The sequence below is a fragment of the Shewanella denitrificans OS217 genome (genome assembly GCF_000013765.1).
Classification (GTDB): Bacteria; Pseudomonadota; Gammaproteobacteria; order Enterobacterales; family Shewanellaceae; genus Shewanella; species Shewanella denitrificans.
This window is the reverse complement of the sequence record NC_007954.1, coordinates 2,520,579-2,538,989: the sequence shown is the minus strand read 5'-3', so window position 1 is coordinate 2,538,989 and position 18,411 is coordinate 2,520,579. Positions and strand designations below refer to the sequence as shown.

17 protein-coding genes and 1 riboswitch are annotated in these 18,411 nt (G+C 44.6%); of the genes, 7 read left to right on the top strand and 10 right to left on the bottom strand.

All coding sequences use genetic code 11. The features are described from left to right. The first annotated feature begins 97 nt into the window (after positions 1-97). Positions 98-1,813 (top strand): bifunctional UDP-sugar hydrolase/5'-nucleotidase UshA, encoded by a 1,716-nt coding sequence (gene ushA / locus SDEN_RS11130; RefSeq protein ID WP_011496574.1) that lies wholly within the window; start codon positions 98-100, stop codon positions 1,811-1,813. A gap of 144 nt (positions 1,814-1,957) precedes the next feature. Here the strand turns inward: ushA and SDEN_RS11125 are convergent, their stop codons facing one another. Further along, positions 1,958-4,567, bottom strand: a complete 2,610-nt coding sequence (locus SDEN_RS11125) for a glycosyl hydrolase family 18 protein (protein WP_011496573.1) — start codon at positions 4,565-4,567, stop codon at positions 1,958-1,960. Between the two features lie 105 nt (positions 4,568-4,672). After that, a riboswitch (cyclic di-GMP riboswitch) is annotated at positions 4,673-4,762 on the bottom strand. Between the two features lie 268 nt (positions 4,763-5,030). Between SDEN_RS11125 and SDEN_RS11120 the strand changes: the two genes are divergently transcribed. Further along, complete coding sequence (locus SDEN_RS11120) at positions 5,031-5,420, top strand: hypothetical protein (RefSeq protein WP_041405775.1); 390 nt, start codon at positions 5,031-5,033, stop codon at positions 5,418-5,420. An 87-nt stretch (positions 5,421-5,507) separates the two neighbouring features. Here SDEN_RS11120 and SDEN_RS20245 read toward each other — a convergent pair whose 3' ends face one another. The 5 genes from SDEN_RS20245 to pepE all read right to left on the bottom strand — a co-directional run bounded on the left by SDEN_RS20245 (position 5,508) and on the right by pepE (position 10,133). Next, positions 5,508-5,810, bottom strand: a complete 303-nt coding sequence (locus SDEN_RS20245) for a DUF2897 family protein (RefSeq protein WP_011496572.1) — start codon at positions 5,808-5,810, stop codon at positions 5,508-5,510. A 162-nt stretch (positions 5,811-5,972) separates the two neighbouring features. Next, complete coding sequence (kdsB, locus tag SDEN_RS11110) at positions 5,973-6,710, bottom strand: 8-amino-3,8-dideoxy-manno-octulosonate cytidylyltransferase KdsB (RefSeq protein ID WP_011496571.1); 738 nt, start codon at positions 6,708-6,710, stop codon at positions 5,973-5,975. A 127-nt stretch (positions 6,711-6,837) separates the two neighbouring features. Beyond that, positions 6,838-7,908, bottom strand: coding sequence for a 3-deoxy-alpha-D-manno-octulosonate 8-oxidase KdnB (gene kdnB, locus SDEN_RS11105; RefSeq protein ID WP_011496570.1), 1,071 nt, complete (start codon positions 7,906-7,908; stop codon positions 6,838-6,840). Between the two features lie 74 nt (positions 7,909-7,982). Continuing rightward, a complete protein-coding gene (gene kdnA / locus SDEN_RS11100; RefSeq protein WP_011496569.1) occupies positions 7,983-9,167 on the bottom strand; it encodes an 8-amino-3,8-dideoxy-alpha-D-manno-octulosonate transaminase KdnA in 1,185 nt (394 codons plus the stop codon). 258 nt (positions 9,168-9,425) lie between these two features. Further along, positions 9,426-10,133, bottom strand: a complete 708-nt coding sequence (pepE, locus tag SDEN_RS11095; RefSeq protein ID WP_011496568.1) for a dipeptidase PepE — start codon at positions 10,131-10,133, stop codon at positions 9,426-9,428. Between the two features lie 208 nt (positions 10,134-10,341). Here pepE and htpX point away from each other — a divergent pair, with 208 nt between their 5' ends. The 3 genes from htpX (at position 10,342) to SDEN_RS11080 (ending at position 12,718) form a co-directional block, all read left to right on the top strand. Next, positions 10,342-11,205, top strand: coding sequence for a protease HtpX (gene htpX, locus SDEN_RS11090; RefSeq protein WP_011496567.1), 864 nt, complete (start codon positions 10,342-10,344; stop codon positions 11,203-11,205). A gap of 298 nt (positions 11,206-11,503) precedes the next feature. After that, positions 11,504-12,061 carry a cytochrome b gene (locus SDEN_RS11085; RefSeq protein WP_041406262.1) on the top strand — a complete coding sequence of 186 codons (558 nt, stop codon included), beginning with the start codon at positions 11,504-11,506 and terminating at the stop codon, positions 12,059-12,061. An 81-nt stretch (positions 12,062-12,142) separates the two neighbouring features. Beyond that, positions 12,143-12,718: a YceI family protein gene (locus SDEN_RS11080; protein ID WP_011496565.1), complete on the top strand. Its 576-nt coding sequence runs from the start codon at positions 12,143-12,145 to the stop codon at positions 12,716-12,718. A 207-nt stretch (positions 12,719-12,925) separates the two neighbouring features. Here SDEN_RS11080 and SDEN_RS11075 read toward each other — a convergent pair whose 3' ends face one another. Next, complete coding sequence (locus SDEN_RS11075; RefSeq protein ID WP_041405774.1) at positions 12,926-13,309, bottom strand: hypothetical protein; 384 nt, start codon at positions 13,307-13,309, stop codon at positions 12,926-12,928. 901 nt (positions 13,310-14,210) lie between these two features. Here SDEN_RS11075 and SDEN_RS11070 point away from each other — a divergent pair. Further along, positions 14,211-14,663: an Hsp20 family protein gene (locus SDEN_RS11070; protein ID WP_011496563.1), complete on the top strand. Its 453-nt coding sequence runs from the start codon at positions 14,211-14,213 to the stop codon at positions 14,661-14,663. Positions 14,664-14,846: 183 nt separating this feature from the next. Here the strand turns inward: SDEN_RS11070 and soxR are convergent, their stop codons facing one another. Beyond that, the gene (soxR, locus tag SDEN_RS11065; RefSeq protein ID WP_011496562.1) at positions 14,847-15,299 is read right to left on the bottom strand and encodes a redox-sensitive transcriptional activator SoxR; all 453 of its coding nucleotides are present in this window, start codon (positions 15,297-15,299) and stop codon (positions 14,847-14,849) included. A 152-nt stretch (positions 15,300-15,451) separates the two neighbouring features. Between soxR and SDEN_RS11060 the strand changes: the two genes are divergently transcribed. Further along, a complete protein-coding gene (locus SDEN_RS11060; RefSeq protein ID WP_011496561.1) occupies positions 15,452-15,871 on the top strand; it encodes a VOC family protein in 420 nt (139 codons plus the stop codon). A gap of 97 nt (positions 15,872-15,968) precedes the next feature. Here SDEN_RS11060 and ilvN read toward each other — a convergent pair whose 3' ends face one another. Beyond that, the gene (gene ilvN / locus SDEN_RS11055; protein ID WP_011496560.1) at positions 15,969-16,463 is read right to left on the bottom strand and encodes an acetolactate synthase small subunit; all 495 of its coding nucleotides are present in this window, start codon (positions 16,461-16,463) and stop codon (positions 15,969-15,971) included. Continuing rightward, complete coding sequence (locus SDEN_RS11050; protein ID WP_011496559.1) at positions 16,463-18,181, bottom strand: acetolactate synthase 3 large subunit; 1,719 nt, start codon at positions 18,179-18,181, stop codon at positions 16,463-16,465. The genes ilvN and SDEN_RS11050 overlap by 1 nt, the downstream gene beginning before the upstream one ends. Between the last annotated feature and the right edge of the window lie 230 nt (positions 18,182-18,411).

Sequence of the window (18,411 nt, the reverse complement as noted above, 5' to 3'; positions counted from 1 at the left end):
CCGTGGCGATGGAAAAATGGTTCGCCATTTCACACCTAAAGGGCAACAAATTAAAGCCTAGGTGTACCTAAAATTAAAACAAAGGGGTTGATTAATAATGAAACACACTTTACTTAAAGGTCTAGTTGCTACTGCAGTACTTGCAGCACTTACAGGTTGCGGCACTGAAGATGAGAAAGCACCAGTGGCTCCGACACCAACGACTTGTGCGGAAGCGGGTAATGCATGTAAGACATTCACTGTACTGCATACTAACGATAACCACGGCCGTTTTTGGGCAAACAAAGATGGCGAATACGGTATGGCGGCACGTAAGACGCTTATCGATTCAATTCGCGCTGAAGTGTCAAAAGCGGGCGGCGAAACCTTATTGTTATCTGGTGGTGACATCAACACGGGTGTTCCTGAATCAGATTTACAAGATGCAGTGCCAGATTTCATTGGTATGAATGAAATTGGTTACGATGCTATGGCTGTGGGTAACCACGAATTTGACAACCCATTAGCAGTGTTAGATTCACAGCGTTCAATCGCTAACTTCCCAATGCTTGCTGCTAACATCTATAAGAAAGATGGCACTCGTTATTTTGATGCTTATAAAGTATTTGATGTTAATGGCGTTAAAATTGCTGTTATCGGTCTAACTACTGAAGATACGGCTAAGATAGGTAACCCAGAATTTATCAGTGATCTCACCTTTACCGATCCAAAAGTTGAAATCGCTAAAGTGATCAAAGAAATTAAAGAAGCCAAAACTGCTGACTTGATTTTCGCGACGACACATATGGGTCACTATGCTGATGGCAAAAATGGCAGCAACGCTCCTGGCGATGTGGCCATGGCGCGTGCATTGACTCAAGGTGATCTACAAGCCGTTATCGGTGGTCACTCGCAGAACCCAGTGTGTATGGAACCTGGTACCAATAATTACAGTGAAACATTTGAACCAGGTGGTGAATGTACCCCTGATATGCAAAATGGCACTTACATTATGCAAGCACACGAATGGGGTAAGTATGTTGGCCGCGCCGACTTTGAATACTTCAATGGCCAAATGCACTTAAAGAGTTATAAGTTAATCCCTGTTAATTTAGTGAAAGAAGTTACTGATGATGCGGGTAAAAAGAGCAAAGTACTCATCGCTGATAAGATTGAAGAGGATGCAGCACTAAGAGAGTTGCTTAAGTACTACCAAGATCAAGGTAGTGCTAAATTAGGCGAAGTGATTGCAACCACTGATGCATTACTGGATGGTGCGCGTGGGAATGTACGTAACATGCAAACTAACTTAGGTCGCCTTCTTGCAGATGCACAGCGTACTAAAGTGAAAGCTGATATAGGTGTAATGAACTCTGGTGGTGTGCGTGCTTCTATCGCTGCTGGCAACATTTCGTACCGTGACGTATTAACCGTGCAGCCTTTTGGCAACATGGTGACCCTAAGCACTATGACTGGTGCTGAAATCACCAGTTATTTGAATACTGTCGCGACCTTCCAACGTGGTTCTGGTGCCTATGCTCAAATCACAGGTGTTAAAATGACAGTCGATTGTGCTGCAAGCACAGTGGCTATCAGTGAAATCAATGGCAAGACTTATAGTGCCACTGATTCATACACCTTCACAGTGCCAAGCTTTAACGCTGCGGGCGGAGACGGATATCCAAAACTTAGTCCAGTCCAAACTGGCTATGTTGATGCTGAAGTGCTTTATACTTTCTTAAAAGATAAAGGAAGCATAGTAGCGGGTGATTATGCGCCTATGGGTGACATAGTTTATACCAACTCTACTAGCACTTTAGGTTGTTCACTATAGTCTATCGATTGAATGATTTAATCATTATTTTATAAGATAAAAGGCAGCCTAGGCTGCCTTTTTTTAGTAGTAAATTAATGCCACTTACGGCAATTTAAATCATGCCTTAAGCACTAACCCCAATGAAGGGTTAGCTTTATTCATTTAACGTGACTGACAGCGAGCTTCACCGATATCCACCCACACAGCAGCAACGCCAGGTACATCACCTTTGGTCCAATAACTCGCCTTCCACTCACGACCGTTATGGGTGGTGGTTTGACCACCGTTATAGGCAACGCCTGCATCCCAACCTAACTGTACTTGGCTGAGCAACTGCCATTGATCTGCGGTGCGAGAGGGGGGATTGCCTTGAGTCCAATATTTAGCTTTCCACACGAGTGCGCTGTGACTAACGGTATTGCCTGCGTTATAAACTGTGCTGGCTTGCCAAGCAGGATAATTGCCCGCATTCGGATCTGTTATATCACAGCCTCCCGTCGGTTTAGGCGTCACTGTTAGCTTAGTGGCTGCGCTCGCATCTAAAGCGCCATCGGAAACCAATAAACTCAAGTCGTAGCTGGTGGCTGCTGTGACATTGGGCCCAGTTACCACTAAAGTGGTGCTATTTTGCCCCGTTGCCGAAATACCAGCAGGGACAGTCCAAGCGTAGGTGAGGGGATCACCGTCAGGATCTGAGGCGCTTGCGACTATGCTGAGCACTTTTCCCGCTTCGACCGTCGCGCTGGCGGTGACACTCACCACTGGGGCTTGGTTAGGTGTCGCGGCCCGGTTGGTGACAAGCACAGTATCTGTTGCCGATAGGCCTTGTGGATCTGTCACCTTAAGGCTAAAACCATAAGTGATACTGGCCTGTGTTGAGGCTAATTGAATCGATGCCTTTGCCATATTAGGGTTTATGATTGTGACTGCTGGCCCTGATACTTGAGTCCAAAGGTAACTGAGAATGGCATTTTCAGGGTCCCTTGATGCGCTACCATTAAGCATCACATCCGCTGGGCCTGTAACATTCACATCCGCGCCCGCATTGGCTATGGGTGCTTTATTTACAGGTGGCGTCGTGCCTTCACCATTACCTAACCCTTCGTGCATGGCATTGAGTATGTCACCGTTATCGGCATCTATTTCCCATGCAAAGAGTCCACCGAGTTGATTGGCGAGCACATATTGGCCCTTGGCTTTGACTGAGCGCGAGTCGTCAAAGGTAATTAAGTCGCCGGTTGATGCCTTAAATACCGATGCAGCTTCGGCAACCTCATCATAGCTGTAGGCCCAGCCGCTGCCCATGTAGCTATTAACGATTTGGCGATAATCCACGACGCCATCCTCCCAGGTGCCTTTCACTTTTCCTGTCGCCGTGCCCGTGAAGGGGTTATTGCTGGTGTAGCCATTTACCCCAGTCCAGCCACGGCCGTACATGGCGGCGCCAACCACTATCTTACCTGGGGTAACGCCTTGGCCTAACAGGGCTTTTACCCCTTTATCTGTGGTGTAACGGGTATTGGGATCCCAACTTGCCTCATAGAGGTTGGTTTGGTGTCCAAGTTCAGTGTTAGTCCAGCCGCCATTGAAGTCGTAGCTCATCAAGAAGATGTAATCCATATACTGCTGCGCCGCCTGATAATCGACTTTCTGGATTTTATCGCCACCGGCGCTGATGGCTGAGGTTAGCTCATAGGTACGGCCGGTTTCGGCGCTCAGTTCATCGAGCATGGCGCGCAGTTCACGCATCAGAGTGACATAGGTTTCACCGTCGTTAGCATTACCTAAGTTAGGGTTGGCGCCACTACCACCGGGGAATTCCCAGTCTATGTCAACGCCATCGAAGAATTTCCAGGTTTGTAGAAATTCCTTCACCGAAGCCACGAAAGTGTCGCGTTTGGTTTTATCGCCTAAGAAGAAGAAAGGATCGGACAGGGTCCAGCCACCGACCGAAGGTAATATTTTTAAATTTGGGTGCGCCTGCTTGAGTGCCATCAATTGACCGAAGTTGCCCTTATAGGGGTCTGCATGGCCACTCACACCCGACTGAGGTTTTTGAATTGCCGCCCAAGGATCGTGAATGGCGACTTTAAAATCCGCACGGCCGCTACAGGCCCGTTGCAATGCTTGAAAACTGCCTTCAATTTCTTTTAGGCTGTCATTAATGCCATCACCACCACATATGGGGGTAAAACCATAGAGCACATGGGTTAAGTTTTGAGCTGGCATCTTATCCACTGGAAATGTGCGGCCATAGACGCCCCATTCCACAAAGTAACTGCCGACCACTTTGCCAGAATGGTTGGTATAGGGGCGGTTATTCTCTAATAATGGTGCATTGAGTGGCAATAGGTGGCTGCCATCGGTATCGGCGACAATAATCGTTTTGGGATCGCTGGCTGTACAGCCTTCACTGTTACACAGCTGCACTTGCATCTGATAACGGCCCCCCTCGTTAACGTTAAAGTTCGCCGTGCCAGAAGCACTTGATGCGCCTTCCCACACTTGATTGCCATTGAGTAACACTTGGGCGCGTTCACCCACGTTACCACTCCAGAGGCTCCAGCTGACGGAGACTGCGGCGGCATCTTTTACTGTTACGAGTTGATTATAAGCCGTAGCTGATTGATTGACGTCGATAATGGCGAACTGAGTCTCACCCCAAGCTAAGCTAGGTTTACCGGGCGCCGCTGCGAATGCAGCGCTACTTATGGTCGATGCTAGCACAGATGCCACCAGCCAAGCTGATGATGATATTTGAGTCTTGAACATATGAAATCCCTATTGAGTTAGATGCATCAATGAGGCAAACAAAGCATAAACAGGCGAAAACGCTCTTAATACCGTGCACTCACGTTAGTGCATGAAGAAACAACCTGTGGGATCCCCGCTATCATAGGTACAAGCAAACCTTTAGATCGGAGGCTTTGCGTCCCAGTCTTTAAAACTGGTTTGCCTTCCACAGCAATGACAGCGTTGTCATTGGGTTGGTTAGCATAAACTCATGGGTATTAAAAAAGCAACAAAAACTTAACAAAAGGAATGGGGTAAAGATGAGCAATATATCGTAATAGGTTCTCCTTGATAAAAAATAAGCCATTAAAATAATCTAATTGATTGTTTTAATAGGAATAAATATTTTTTTAAAATTGGGTTTACTATGGGTGGATAAATTACATATGCGGGTGGATTGATAAAAATAAATCAAAAGTATGAGTTTCCTACGGAAAATTTGATGAGTGTATTGACGAAACACTTGCTGTCTTTGAGAACGATGACAAAAAAGAAGAGTAAAGGTTGTTCTATTACTGATGTAAGAACACTTGTGTTTCTCGAAGCGGCGAATTTTATCAAAGTCGCTACATCGGAGAATGAGAGAGGTGTAGCCTCTGCGGGAGGGCTGATATTTGCTTATGTGATTACACGAGGGAAGGAGGCTGGTTCGTTCGTACTAGCATACTTACAAGAATATACCGAGGATAAGAGATCATTAAATTATCAATCAGTTATTATCATGGAGCTTGATAGTTGGGTTATTCTCAGTGGCTACGAAAATACAGACGACCAAGGTAGTGAGTTCTTCAGTGTCGCGGTTAATATTGCACTCAGTAAACAGTATGAATAGCCAAAAATTAACTAGAACTAAGGTTTCCCGATATCCGTTAATTTAGGCCGTTTTATATGAGCAAAGACCCTTAAAAAATACATAGAATTAAAGCAAGTGCGATTTTTTGGTGTCTTCGTTATCCGTATTCTCTGCTGGGGTAGGGCTTTTGGCATTATCTAAGCCATCTATTTCTAAGATGTTTGATTCTGGACTGTTTTCAGTTGATTTCTCTTGGGCTGAAACGTCAGTGTCTAAGCTTTCACTTGCCCTATCTTGGTTTGTCGGCTTGTCTTCTGGCTTGCCAAATTGCGGCATCTTAAATTTTGCGCTGTACTTTAATACTGCTATGTTACTGGCGATAACCCCAAGAACCAAAATGATGATGATCCAAGCTTCGATAGATGACATGGTGTGCTCTCGTTAGGTTGCAGTGACTTGCAACATTTAGGGTAAAAGTTAAGCATAAGACAATAGTCACGGTAACGCTTGAAGTATCGCCACGAAAGGGCGGTTAAACGCCCACTCCTTCCATGACACAGGTTTACTGATGACTGATTACTGGTGGAACGGTTAGTCGACGGCTAAACGCTGCTCACACTTGCGGATATCTTCTGGGGTATCCACTTCCGGTGAATCGAAGGCGCTGATAGCCACTTTGATCTTATGGCCATATTCTAAGGCTCGCAGTTGCTCAAGCTTTTCCAAATCTTCAAGCTTACCTAATGGCAACTTGGCGAAGGCATTCACGAAACGTTTGGTATAGGCGTATACACCTAAGTGCTTGTAAACAGGATAGTCATTGGTGTCACGGCCAAAAGGAATGCGGGCACGGGAGAAATATAGGGCATTAAAGTCATTATCGAACACCATTTTAACGTGCATGGGGTCGTCAAGTTCACTCTTGTCTGTGATTTCAAAGCCTAAGGTAGCCATTTCGAATTCACCCGGATGACGTTCAAACAAGCTAACAATTTGCTCGATAGAAATCGGGTCGATAAGAGGCTGGTCGCCCTGTAGGTTAATGACTAAATCGTCGTCGCTTAAGCCTAACTGCTCTATGGCATCGTTGATCCGATCCGTGCCTGAGGCGGCAGCGGCGCTAGTCATGACGACTTTGCCACCAAATGCCTCAACGGCATCTTTAATGCGATCATCATCGGTTGCCACATAAATAGCGTCTAGCCCTTTGGCAAGGGATGCACGCTCATAGACGTGCTGGATCATCGGCTTTCCATTAATCGGGGCAAGCGGCTTGCCCGGAAAACGACTAGAGCCGAAACGGGCCGGGATCAACAGGGTAACTTTCATTAATATGACCTACTTATGGTTGTGACTTTGGGTGTGGCAATGGTTATGACTATAGCGGTGACACATAAACTGTCAATAAATAAAGGCCCCTTTCAGAGCCCTCAGATAGCCAGTAAATACGGTGAGATTAAATGCGACGGAATAGCTTAGTCAGCATCTCATCGGTCACTTTCTCTTCCCAGCCTTTGCCGTACACATTGTCCCATAACGGGCCCATGCTCTTAGTCACGGCCACCATCTTAGCGATAGTCTCATCTGGCAAGTCTTTACAGATGTTTTTTGGTAGAGTGATGTTATGAATTTCCATCATCTTACGGAACTCTGCCACGCCTTCTGGGTAGAATTCTTCTAACACGTCAAAGGCTAAACAATTGCCGATACCGTGATGATAACCCAACACATAACCTAGGCCATAAGACACGGCATGACAGGCGCCCACTTGGCTGTAAGCTATGCTCATGCCGCCCATGTAAGATGCCATCATTAACTTGTCATCTTTTTCTGGGTGATCGTCTAAGTAAACCTCACGGCATAAATCCATGGATTTTTCGGCGAAGGCTTTAGCAAATTCATTGAGGTAAGTGCCTTGTAGGGACTCAACGCAGTGAATGAAGCAATCCATACCTGTGTAAAACCACTGATCCGTTGGCACGCCTGCGATTAACTCAGAATCCATGATGATTTGATCAAACACAGTGTAATCAGAGTTTAAGCCAAGTTTACGTACCGGGCCGCACAATACCGCGGTGCGTGATGCTTCGGCGCCAGTGCCCGATACCGTAGGAATGCCAATGTGGTGCACAGCAGGATTTTTGATTAAATCCCAGCCTTGGTACTCAGATGAGCTGCCAGGGTTTGTTAACATCAAAGACACGGCTTTGGCTAAATCCATGGTTGAACCGCCGCCAAGGCCGACTACGCTCACAGGAAGCTTAGTATTAAAGGCTTTCACTTGAGCCGTTAACTCATCAACCTGTACTGTCGTTGGCTCGTCATCGACGTTAACGTAGATCACTAAATCATGGGCTTTGTTTGGTACCCGAGCGGCTAACGGTTTGTGCTGGTGAACATCGTCAACCAAGAAAACCACAAAATCATTGGCGTCGGTACGCTCTTGCTCTAACACTGTGTCTAATTGCACGAACGAGCCACGACCAAAAATCATTTTTGGCACACATTTAAAATTTTTAAAACTCATTACAACATTCTCCGTTGAGATTATTACTGTAAAAAGTACTGCCACCTATTAGGTGGCAGAAGCATAAGCGTAATTTACGCAAAGGCGCGTTTGATGTTCTCGATGCGCTCAAGGATTTGCTCATCGGTCCAAGACAGCTTGATAAGCATAGAGATAGTGCGGCTCATGATGGCATCAGATTTTGGCGTCTTGATTTGAGTGTAATCAGGGCGGTCGGCGATCAGCATGATCGGCAGCGCAGCAGGAGCTTTAAGCTCTTGGATGTGCTTCCAGTTTTTAAGGTAATGCCAATTGTTAATGTACCAGTAGAAACAACCATCAACCTTGTTCTCGGCTAATTTCTTGTTGATTTCTAGGGTACGGGCTTCAGTTGGCATCATAAAGGTTAAGAAACCGGCTGAATCACCTTCTGGATCGGGCAATTCACGGAAGCTTAGCTCAGGGATTTGCATCATGGCATCCTTGATAAGCTTCTTGTTTTTACGCTGAATGGCGATGATTTTATCAAGTTTACGTAACTGGGCTAATCCCACAGCGGCATTCATTTCAGAAATACGGAAGTTCAGACCCATGATAGGGTGACCTTCTGCGCCGCGATCGTTACCTACATGGTCATGACCGTGATCAGAGAACATGTGCGAGTGGTTGTAGATTTCAGTGTTGTTCGTCACCACAGCGCCACCTTCACCACAGGTGACGGTTTTTACCGAATCAAAAGAGTAACAACCAACATCACCGATAGTCCCTAATGCTTGACCTTTGTAGCTTGCGCCAATGGCTTGGCAGGCATCTTCGAGAATGATCAAGTTGTGTTTCTTACACACAGCTTTGATTTCATCCATTTTGGCCATAGAACCACACATCTGCACTAAATTAACCGCTTTAGTGCGCGGGGTGATAGCCGCTTCTATGCCTTCAGGGGACAAACATAAGGTTTCATCAATTTCAGCGAAAATCGGGATGGCGCCAGCCATAAATACCGCTTCTACAGACGCGACAAAGGTAAATGGCGGTACGATAACTTCATCGCCTGCGCCTATGCCAGCAGCGGCCATGGCCGTTTGCAGTGCAGCAGTACCACTTGATAATAAATGCGCGTGCTTAACGCCCATTTTTTCACACAATAGCTGCTCCATGTCGCGGGTTTTCCAGCGATCATTACGCATATGGTCGAAGTTGTAACGGAAGGTGAAACCGTTTTCCATTACGTCAGCAACTTCTTGCTTTTCTTCTGGACCAAATAATTCAAAACCTGGCATGGACTGTATCTCCTAAAATGCTTTGCGCTGTTATGGCGCTGTTATGGCGCTAACTGCAGGGGACTAGGTCACAGTGTTATAAGAGGGAGTTAAGCTCATCACTGATGGTCCACAAGTTTTTGGCTTGTCGCTGCAATCGGCATAAAAATTTGCGCTAAATATAAGTGCTAGGACATAAAAATGCTACTAGCGGCGCGAAAATCAAGATTATACGTGTCTTCACTGGGAGTAAGCGAATTTTTTTCTAATTTCTCTGGGCTATAAATAAGAAGATAAGTCGCTACCCGCAGCTAAGGGGACTTCTTGCTGCTTGCCATGGAATAAATAACCTTCTTTATTACCGACTAAGCGCAGGCTATCTCCTTGACGCCAAAGCGCTGTGCCTTCTTGAATGGCAATTACAGGAGTCAGTGGATCCACAACAGTGAACTCCAATAAACGTTGGGCGCGAGTTTCGCCATTGTGGCCCGGCGCTTGGTAATTGCTGTAATGAGGATTGAGCTGAAATGGTAATAAGTTAAGTGCGTTAAAAGAGGGCGGCTCGACTATGGGCATATCGTTAGTGGTGCGAATGCTTAAGCCGGTAATGTTTGAGCCCGCACTCCAGCCCACATAAGGTTTGCCTGCTTGTACTTGTTCACGGATAAGCGCTAGCACATCATGCTGATACAGCATATTAAGTAACTGAAAAGTATTACCGCCACCCACAAAGATACCGTCGGCATCACGGATGGCCTGCTTAGGATCCTCACTCTGATGAATGCTGGTTATCTCAAGGGATAAGTCGGCTAGCCCTTGTTGCACCATAGAAAGGTACGCATCATGGCTAACGCTAACCCCAGCGTAAGGAATAAATAGCCATTTCTTGGTATTTTGACTCAGAGGCTTGATGAATTCGATAGCGTGCTCAAGATACGGGGTATTGCCAACACGAGAACTGCTAAGCATAAGGGCATTAATGGCCATAATGATGCTTGTCCTTGAAAAAGAAGTCGATTAAGTCTGAGTATGCTAACAAATATTGCTCTGCTCGGCAGCAGGATTTAATTGTAATGCGTGAATATTAGCCATTTACGAAAGTTTATTTTCATTGGAGACTTGAATTTATTCTAGTTGGACATATTATGTCTTTAGTTAAGTAATATGACATATTTTGTCAATCTAGGAGCGGTAAATGAAACGTGTATTTTTACTGATTGCGACTAACCTAGCAATTTTGCTAGTGGCCTCAATTGTGATGTCTATTTTAGGCGTGAATACGTCTACCATGGGCGGTTTATTAGTGTTTGCTGCCATCTTTGGTTTTGGCGGTTCATTTATAAGTTTAGCGATTTCTAAGTGGATGGCTAAAAAGACCATGGGCTGTGAAGTTATCGTTCAGCCAAGGGATGAAACCGAGCGTTGGTTAGTCGATACTGTGACTCGACAAGCCAAGCAAGCGGGTATTAATATGCCTGAAGTGGCTATCTATCAGTCACCCGAAATGAATGCCTTTGCGACCGGCCCAAGTAAGAACAATGCGTTAGTGGCGGTGAGCACTGGGCTACTTTATGGCATGACGCGAGATGAAATCGAAGGGGTGCTCGCCCATGAAGTGAGTCACGTGGCGAATGGCGACATGGTGACCTTGACTTTAATTCAAGGCGTGGTGAATACCTTTGTTATTTTCGCTGCAAGGGTCGTGGCAGGCATTATCGATAACTTCGTCTCGAGTAATGATGAAGAAGGTCAGGGCTTAGGCATGTTCGCTTACATGGGCGTCGTGTTTGTGCTTGATATGCTGTTCGGTATTTTGGCATCCATTATCGTGGCCTACTTCTCACGTATTCGTGAGTTTAAAGCCGATGAAGGCGCAGCACGTTTGGCGGGTAAAGATAAGATGATTGCCGCCCTTGAGCGTTTACGTGCAGGCCCAGAATCTGGCGCCATGCCAGCGCAAATGTCAGCTTTTGGTATTAATGGCAAACGTTCAATGGCTGACTTTATGATGAGTCATCCACCGCTTGAGAAGCGTATTGCGGCATTAAAAAATAGCTAATAGAAAGACTTGAGCTTAACCACGCTTGTGGTCGTTAAGCTTAAACCAGTCATTTTTTATTACACTTAACAATACCAGTCCTAGTGACTGGTATTTTTTTATCTGTTAGTTTTTATATCTATCCCATCTGTATGAATAATGATTGTGATGCAAAAGCCAGCGAGCAGAAGGGTAAAGAGGGGATAACCCTCTACCTTTCTAAAAAATAGAAGTGTAAGTGCGATTTTTAGCGGTTTTATATTTCATAAATCGGTTTATTATGTTTGTCTTAACCAATTTCAGCCTTGAAGAGTCATCCATGCTAAGAAATTCAACCCAACACTACGGTCTCGTTAGCATTAGTCTACACTGGCTGAGTGCCATTGCCGTGATAGGCCTGTTTGCCTTAGGCCTGTGGATGGTGGAACTCACCTATTACAGCAGCTGGTATAAGACGGCGCCGGATATCCATAAGAGTGTGGGCGTGCTCTTGTTATTGGCCACCTTATTTAGATTGATTTGGCGAGTCTGTACTTTGCAACCCGTTCCAGAGGCTGGCCACAAAGCCTGGGAGAAGCGCGCCGCCTCCATAGCACATTTGGGCTTATACCTGCTGTTATTGGTGATTATGTTTGCTGGGCTACTGATTTCAACCGCCGATGGCCGCGGCGTGATGGTCTTTAATTGGTTCGAAGTGCCAGGTTTCGGGGAATTATTTGAAGACCAAGCGGATATCGCGGGCCTTATCCACGAATATGCCGCCTATAGCTTGATTGGGTTAGTGCTGGTTCATGCAGCAGGGGCAATAAAACATCATGTTATCGATAAAGATAACACCTTGAAGAAAATGCTAGGTTTCAACAATCACAATAGTTAATAGTTAACACACCAATGCTTAATTCATTGTTGATAAATTTATGAACAGTCATCATATAAATTGCAATCAAAGGACAATAAAATGAAAAAACACTTACTCGCAAGTTTGCTCGGCGCTAGCTTGTTACTGCCAACGGCAGTGAATGCGGCGGATTATGTCATCGACACTAAGGGGGCTCACGCATCTATTCAGTTTAGCGTTAGCCATTTAGGCTATAGCTTTGTCGTGGGCCGTTTTAACGAGTTTGACGGTAAGTTTAGCTTCGATGCCGCTAAGGTCAGTGATGGCAAAGTAGAAGTGAACATCAACACCAACAGTGTGGATTCAAACCATGCTGAGCGTGATAAGCATTTGCGCAGTGATGATTTCTTAAATACCGCTAAATTTCCAGCCGCTAAATTTGTATCAACTTCCGTGGCCGATAAAGGCAATGGCGACTTGTGGATAACCGGCGACTTGAGCTTAAATGGCGTCACTAAGCCTGTCACCATCAAGGCGCACACAGTCGGTGAAGGTCAAGATCCATGGGGCGGCTACCGCGCAGGCTTCGTTGGCAGCACAGAATTTACCATGAAAGACTTTGGCATCAAAATGGACTTAGGCCCAGCATCAGCTAACGTGAAGTTAGACTTAGTGGTTGAAGGCATCAAGCAGTAATTGCTTGCTCATTATAAAATCAAAGCCAGTCCTAGCGACTGGCTTTTTTGTGTCTATTGCACCTGAAACTAATCTATCTTTGCAGATGGAAATGGAAAAATAGCATCCTGAAAAGACTGTAAATACCGCTATGGCAGGACTAATGGTATTCTCACTATCAATATGAGTGTGAGCAAATTGTTATTGAGCAACTTAGCTCATAGCATTTTAATAGACTGTCCAGTAACGCACAGCAACATCGCCTTCATGGTGCAATAAATATGACTTGTTATAATAAATATCAATACTTATGTCCGAATAATCATGCACATAACTCATATGGTTCTTCGGGCCAATGTAAGTACAGTGATAGGTTGATTTTTTGAAAATATTTTCAACTGGCTCGACGAAATAATAAATCATGCTTTCTTTACAATCGCTTAATTGAAAATTCATTGATGTTAATGAGTTTTTAACTAGGTTAGTTTTAACAGCATAATCAAAAACTTCCTGACTAGTTTGATAACCAGCTGAAAGATTGACTTGTGATAATTCATCAGCATTTACTGACGCGACTAAAACTAATCCAGTTAACAATGCACGTAATTTCATAAACAAACTCCTACTGTTTGGAATATAGAAAATTTTAGGAAAATCAATTAAGCACTGCCTAATTAACACGTATACAGTAATAATCTCAGATGACTTCTCAGAGAAGGAAACGTGAACTTAATGTTAAATCTATGTAGTTAATCTAATAGGTAGATAGTTAGTTCTTATTTTTATTAATATATTTGCGGCAGTACAATAGGAGTACAAGCTCGGTAAGGTATTTATTCATCGACACGCGTGTATACCTCCATGTAGCTCGCTTCGATGTCCAATTCTCTTAAATAAGGAATAGACGGTCGTCTCGCAAACACCAAGGTTCATCTTCTTAGCATTCGCGTAAACGGTCGACTTAAAAGATTAACGTATATGTATCTTAAACGTTAGACATGGGTTTAAACCGCACGGGGCTTAGAAGGCATGTGTTTATACCGATATCTTTACTCCTGTGTTATATATTACCGCCCCGTTTACTCATGAAGACTATACTATTGCATTCATTATTAATCGCCTGTCAACTTAGAGAGAGTAAGACACGGCTTAATATCACAGATATCGATTTCACTGCGATTTTAGTTATGGCTTAAACCGAACTCAGATTAATCAGTTTGGTCTACAGCTTTCGCTAAACTCAAAAATACTGTAAATGTTGGGTGAGTTATGCCGAGTCCCTCATAGAGTTCAGGCTGCAATCTAGTTTTGTTTTTAAAATAAATATGTACAGACTCTTGAAAAAAAAATTTCAATCCTCATTTCTATTTATAGTGAAGCGGTAAACGGAAATGCTCGCTTGAGGTTCCCCCTTCACTAAGGCAGTGCCCTCGGGGCTGCTTAATGAGTTAATTACAGGGCTGATATACCCTGTGGTTTACTACTAAATATTGCTTTAGACAAGGATATGAAAATGAGAAACTTTAATTTATCTGCTGATTTAACCCCACTTTACCGTAGCGCTATAGGTTTTGACCGTTTAGCTCAGTTGGCTGAACACGCTGCGGCCAATAATGGCAATGCTGGCTACCCTCCTTATAATATTGAGCTACTGAGCGAAAATCGTTATCGCATCACTATGGCTGTGGCAGGCTTTGCGATGAATGAATTAGACATTGTCAGCGAGGGCGAGAAACTGCTGGTGAAAGGCATTAAAGGCCAAAACAAAGCCGAAGATAAACGCCAATACTTGCATCAGGGCATAGCTGAGCGTGGCTTTGAACGTTCGTTTCAATTAGCCGATCATGTACAAGTAATTGGCGCTGAGCTCGAAAACGGCTTATTGAATATTGACTTAATACGGGAAATTCCTGAAGCGTTAAAAGCTCGTAAAATCGAAATCAAGGGCTCACACCTTATTGAGTAATACGTCTTATTGAATAATAACTCTCCTTGGATTATTACTCTTGATCTCATTGTTGTTTCATAACACTCAGAGGTCGTCATTTCAGCCCTGTCTTAGTTAAGTACAGGGCTGTTTTGTTTGTAGTGTTCTAAATCGTACTATTTCCACTAATGCTAATGGCAAGATAAATATTAATGAGGCTAGTTAAAAATCCATGCTCTTATCCAGTAAGACTGAGCCAACGCCTTCAGTGGCTAAAATATCTTCTGGATTGTATAAAGGACAGCTTGCCATGCTCAAACAGCCACAGCCTATACAAGCCTCCAAAGAGTCACTTAAATCCTGCATATAGGCAATACGCCGCTCGAGCTGCATTTTCCATGCTTTAGAAAGTTGTGACCAGTCATCAATATTGGGGGTGCGTTTGTTTGGCAAGCTTTCAAAAGCATTCTTAATCTCTTCTAAGCTTATTCCCATCCTTTGAGCCGCCTTTATCACTGAGATACGCCTTAACATGTCGCGCTTATAACGGCGTTGATTACCTTGATTTCTCAGGCTAAAGATTAACCCTTTGGCTTCATAAAAATGCAAAGTTGATACTTTAACTCCACAACGTTTGGCTATTTGGCCAACACTTAACTCCGTTTCATTCAACATCTTTAGTCCTTATCTATTTACAGTCTCACAGCCAAACAATGGGCTATTTATTGCTCACTCAATGGGATAAGCCCACTTTAGCCAAAAAAAGGCTTTACCTCAAGCTAACTTGAGGTTTTATGCTGTGAACATTGAAACCTCAAGGAGAAATAATGATGCGTTTAGAACATGTGAATTTAGTGGTCAGAGATATAGAGGAAACCTTAGTTTTTTATCGCGCGGCATTTCCCCATTGGCAAGTCAGGGGGGGCGGCAAGGGCAGTTGGTATGGCGAACCCAGAGATTGGGTCCATTTTGGTGATGACTATAATTATCTGACCTTTAATGATTCCGGAGTGGGGGAAAATCGTGATCTAAAGAGTGTGGTGCTTGGCTTGAGTCATTTTGCCTTTGTAGTTGATGACCTTGATGCCGTGGTGCGTCGATTGGTAAAGGCCGGATTTGAAATCGCTATCGATGGTGGTAATACGCTCCACAGGAAGAATATCTACTTTCTTGACCCCAATGGTTTTGAAGTTGAATTTGTTCAATATTTATCGGATATCCCCAGCGAGCGAAACCTATATGATTGATTTTTCAATGAAAGGTACTGTTCATAAGTTTGGAAATTAGATTACCCAAAGGGAGCCGTGCGGCTCCCATTATTTTTAACTAATTAACATTCTAGTCTTAGGCGCGCATAGATTTTTCACCACGAGCTAGGCCCACCACCCCAGAGCGAGACACTTCGATAACCTTAGTGACCTCACACAGGGCGCGTATAAAGGCATCAATTTTCTCGCTGGTGCCCGCCATCTGTATGGTGTACAAATTGGCGGTGACATCGACAATCTGGCCACGAAAGATATCTGCCGTGCGCTTCACTTCTTCCCTGTGTTCCCCTTGCGCTTTGACCTTTACTAAGGCCAGTTCGCGCTCTATGTGGGATGCCTCGGTAATGTTGGCGACTTTAAGAATATCGATGAGCTTATGCAGTTGTTTCTCGATTTGTTCAAGCACATATTGATCGGCAATCACGGTAATGTTGAGTCGTGAAAGGCTGTGATCTTCTGTGGGGGCTACCGTAAGGCTTTCGATGTTATAGCCACGTTGTGAGAACAGGCCGACTACACGGGAAAGGGCACCGGGTTGGTTTTCCAAAAGTACTGAGATAATTCGGCGCATTAGCTTTTCTCCGTTTTACTTAACCACATTTCATTCATTGCCCCGCCTTTAATCAGCATGGGGTAGACGTGCTCAGTTTCATCCACACTGATGTCGACAAAGACTAATTTGTCTTTCATGGCTAAGGCTTTGGCAAGTTCAGCTTCAAGCTTGTTGGGATCGCTAATCGTCATGCCGACATGGCCATAAGCCTCAGCAATTTTGGCAAAATTAGGCACAGAATCCATGTAAGAATGGGAATGGCGCCCAGAATAGATCATGTCTTGCCATTGCTTGACCATGCCTAAAAAACGGTTATTTAAATTGATGATTTTAACTGGAGTATCGTACTGCAGGGCAGTGGACAGCTCTTGGATATTCATTTGAATTGAACCATCGCCAGTCACGCAAATCACGGTTTCATCGGGCATGGCCATCTTGACCCCCATGGCGGCGGGAAGGCCGAACCCCATGGTGCCTAAACCGCCAGAATTTATCCAACGTCTGGGTTTATCGAAAGGGTAATACAGGGCGGCAAACATCTGATGCTGGCCCACATCTGAGGTGACATAGGCTTCACCCTTGGTTAATTTATACAAGGTTTCAATCACTTGCTGAGGCTTAATCCGACCGCTATTTTTATCATAGGCGAGACTGTCTTTGGCGCGCCAATGGGTAATTTGCTCCCACCATTCACCGATGGCCTGCTTATCTTGACTATCTTGTGTGTGTTCCAGTAATGCCAGCATGCTGTCTAAAATTTGCTCGGCCGAACCCACGATGGGGATATCCACCCTGATGGTTTTGGAAATGGAAGAGGGATCGATATCTATGTGCAAAATAGTGGCGTTAGGACAATATTTCTCCACATTGTTGGTGGTTCTATCATCGAAGCGCACCCCAATACCAAAAATTAAATCACAATTGTGCATCGCCATATTGGCTTCATATCGACCATGCATACCCAGCATGCCTACATTGTGCTTGTGAGTGCCGGGGAAGGCACCTAAACCCATTAAGGTGTTAACCACAGGAATGTTGAGTTTTTCTGACAGCGATAATATTTGCTTATCACAGCCTGAAATCACCGCGCCGCCGCCTACATAAAGCACAGGTTTTTTCGCTTGAATAAGCGCTTGTAAACCGCGTTTTATCTGGCCTTTATGGCCCATGGTCGTAGGATTGTAAGAGCGCATGCTGACCGACTCAGGGTAAGCATATTCGTGCAGCACTTGTGGGTTTAAACAATCTTTGGGTAAATCAACCACCACAGGGCCGGGTCGACCAGTGCTGGCGATATAAAAGGCTTTTTTGATGGTTTCAGGGATTTTGGCGGGATCAGTCACCAAAAAGCTGTGTTTCACCACAGGGCGTGAAATCCCAATCATGTCACATTCTTGGAAGGCATCATTGCCAATTAAATTGCTGGGTACTTGACCTGACAAGACAACTAACGGGATGGAGTCCATATATGCGGTAGCAATACCTGTGATGGCATTGGTGGCGCCAGGGCCTGATGTCACCAGCACCACGCCAACCTTACCAGTCGCTCTGGCATAACCATCGGCCATGTGCACCGCGGCTTGCTCGTGACGCACTAAAATGTGCTCCACGCCTGAGATTTCGTGAAGGGCGTCATAAATATCTAAGACTGAACCACCGGGATAGCCAAAGATGTGTTCGACACCTTCGTCAATAAGAGAGCGCACTATCATACTAGCGCCGGATAACATTTCCATAGCAAGGACCTCATAGTTACCGTTATGGTAAACAGTACTTTGTAAACAACGACGGTAATCGTTATAAAAATCAAGCTTGAAGGTACTTCAAGCTAAAGAGTGCCATTAACTGAATGGCGGGCATTCAGAAGCTTATGGGTAATAAGCTGGCGTTTGTCTGAGTAGGACAGAGATTCATCATAATCAGAAAAATTGTGATTTCAAGGGATTTGTTAGGGAAATGTCACAAA

What these genes read in the sequence shown, in the direction of transcription:
- ushA (WP_011496574.1), top strand. Translation starts at nt 98, where the DNA reads ATGAAACACACTTTACTTAAAGGTCTAGTTGCTACTGCAGTACTTGCA.
- SDEN_RS11125 (WP_011496573.1), bottom strand. Translation starts at nt 4,567, where the DNA reads ATGTTCAAGACTCAAATATCATCATCAGCTTGGCTGGTGGCATCTGTG.
- SDEN_RS11120 (WP_041405775.1), top strand. Translation starts at nt 5,031, where the DNA reads ATGAGTGTATTGACGAAACACTTGCTGTCTTTGAGAACGATGACAAAA.
- SDEN_RS20245 (WP_011496572.1), bottom strand. Translation starts at nt 5,810, where the DNA reads ATGTCATCTATCGAAGCTTGGATCATCATCATTTTGGTTCTTGGGGTT.
- kdsB (WP_011496571.1), bottom strand. Translation starts at nt 6,710, where the DNA reads ATGAAAGTTACCCTGTTGATCCCGGCCCGTTTCGGCTCTAGTCGTTTT.
- kdnB (WP_011496570.1), bottom strand. Translation starts at nt 7,908, where the DNA reads ATGAGTTTTAAAAATTTTAAATGTGTGCCAAAAATGATTTTTGGTCGT.
- kdnA (WP_011496569.1), bottom strand. Translation starts at nt 9,167, where the DNA reads ATGCCAGGTTTTGAATTATTTGGTCCAGAAGAAAAGCAAGAAGTTGCT.
- pepE (WP_011496568.1), bottom strand. Translation starts at nt 10,133, where the DNA reads ATGGCCATTAATGCCCTTATGCTTAGCAGTTCTCGTGTTGGCAATACC.
- htpX (WP_011496567.1), top strand. Translation starts at nt 10,342, where the DNA reads ATGAAACGTGTATTTTTACTGATTGCGACTAACCTAGCAATTTTGCTA.
- SDEN_RS11085 (WP_041406262.1), top strand. Translation starts at nt 11,504, where the DNA reads ATGCTAAGAAATTCAACCCAACACTACGGTCTCGTTAGCATTAGTCTA.
- SDEN_RS11080 (WP_011496565.1), top strand. Translation starts at nt 12,143, where the DNA reads ATGAAAAAACACTTACTCGCAAGTTTGCTCGGCGCTAGCTTGTTACTG.
- SDEN_RS11075 (WP_041405774.1), bottom strand. Translation starts at nt 13,309, where the DNA reads ATGAAATTACGTGCATTGTTAACTGGATTAGTTTTAGTCGCGTCAGTA.
- SDEN_RS11070 (WP_011496563.1), top strand. Translation starts at nt 14,211, where the DNA reads ATGAGAAACTTTAATTTATCTGCTGATTTAACCCCACTTTACCGTAGC.
- soxR (WP_011496562.1), bottom strand. Translation starts at nt 15,299, where the DNA reads ATGTTGAATGAAACGGAGTTAAGTGTTGGCCAAATAGCCAAACGTTGT.
- SDEN_RS11060 (WP_011496561.1), top strand. Translation starts at nt 15,452, where the DNA reads ATGATGCGTTTAGAACATGTGAATTTAGTGGTCAGAGATATAGAGGAA.
- ilvN (WP_011496560.1), bottom strand. Translation starts at nt 16,463, where the DNA reads ATGCGCCGAATTATCTCAGTACTTTTGGAAAACCAACCCGGTGCCCTT.
- SDEN_RS11050 (WP_011496559.1), bottom strand. Translation starts at nt 18,181, where the DNA reads ATGGAAATGTTATCCGGCGCTAGTATGATAGTGCGCTCTCTTATTGAC.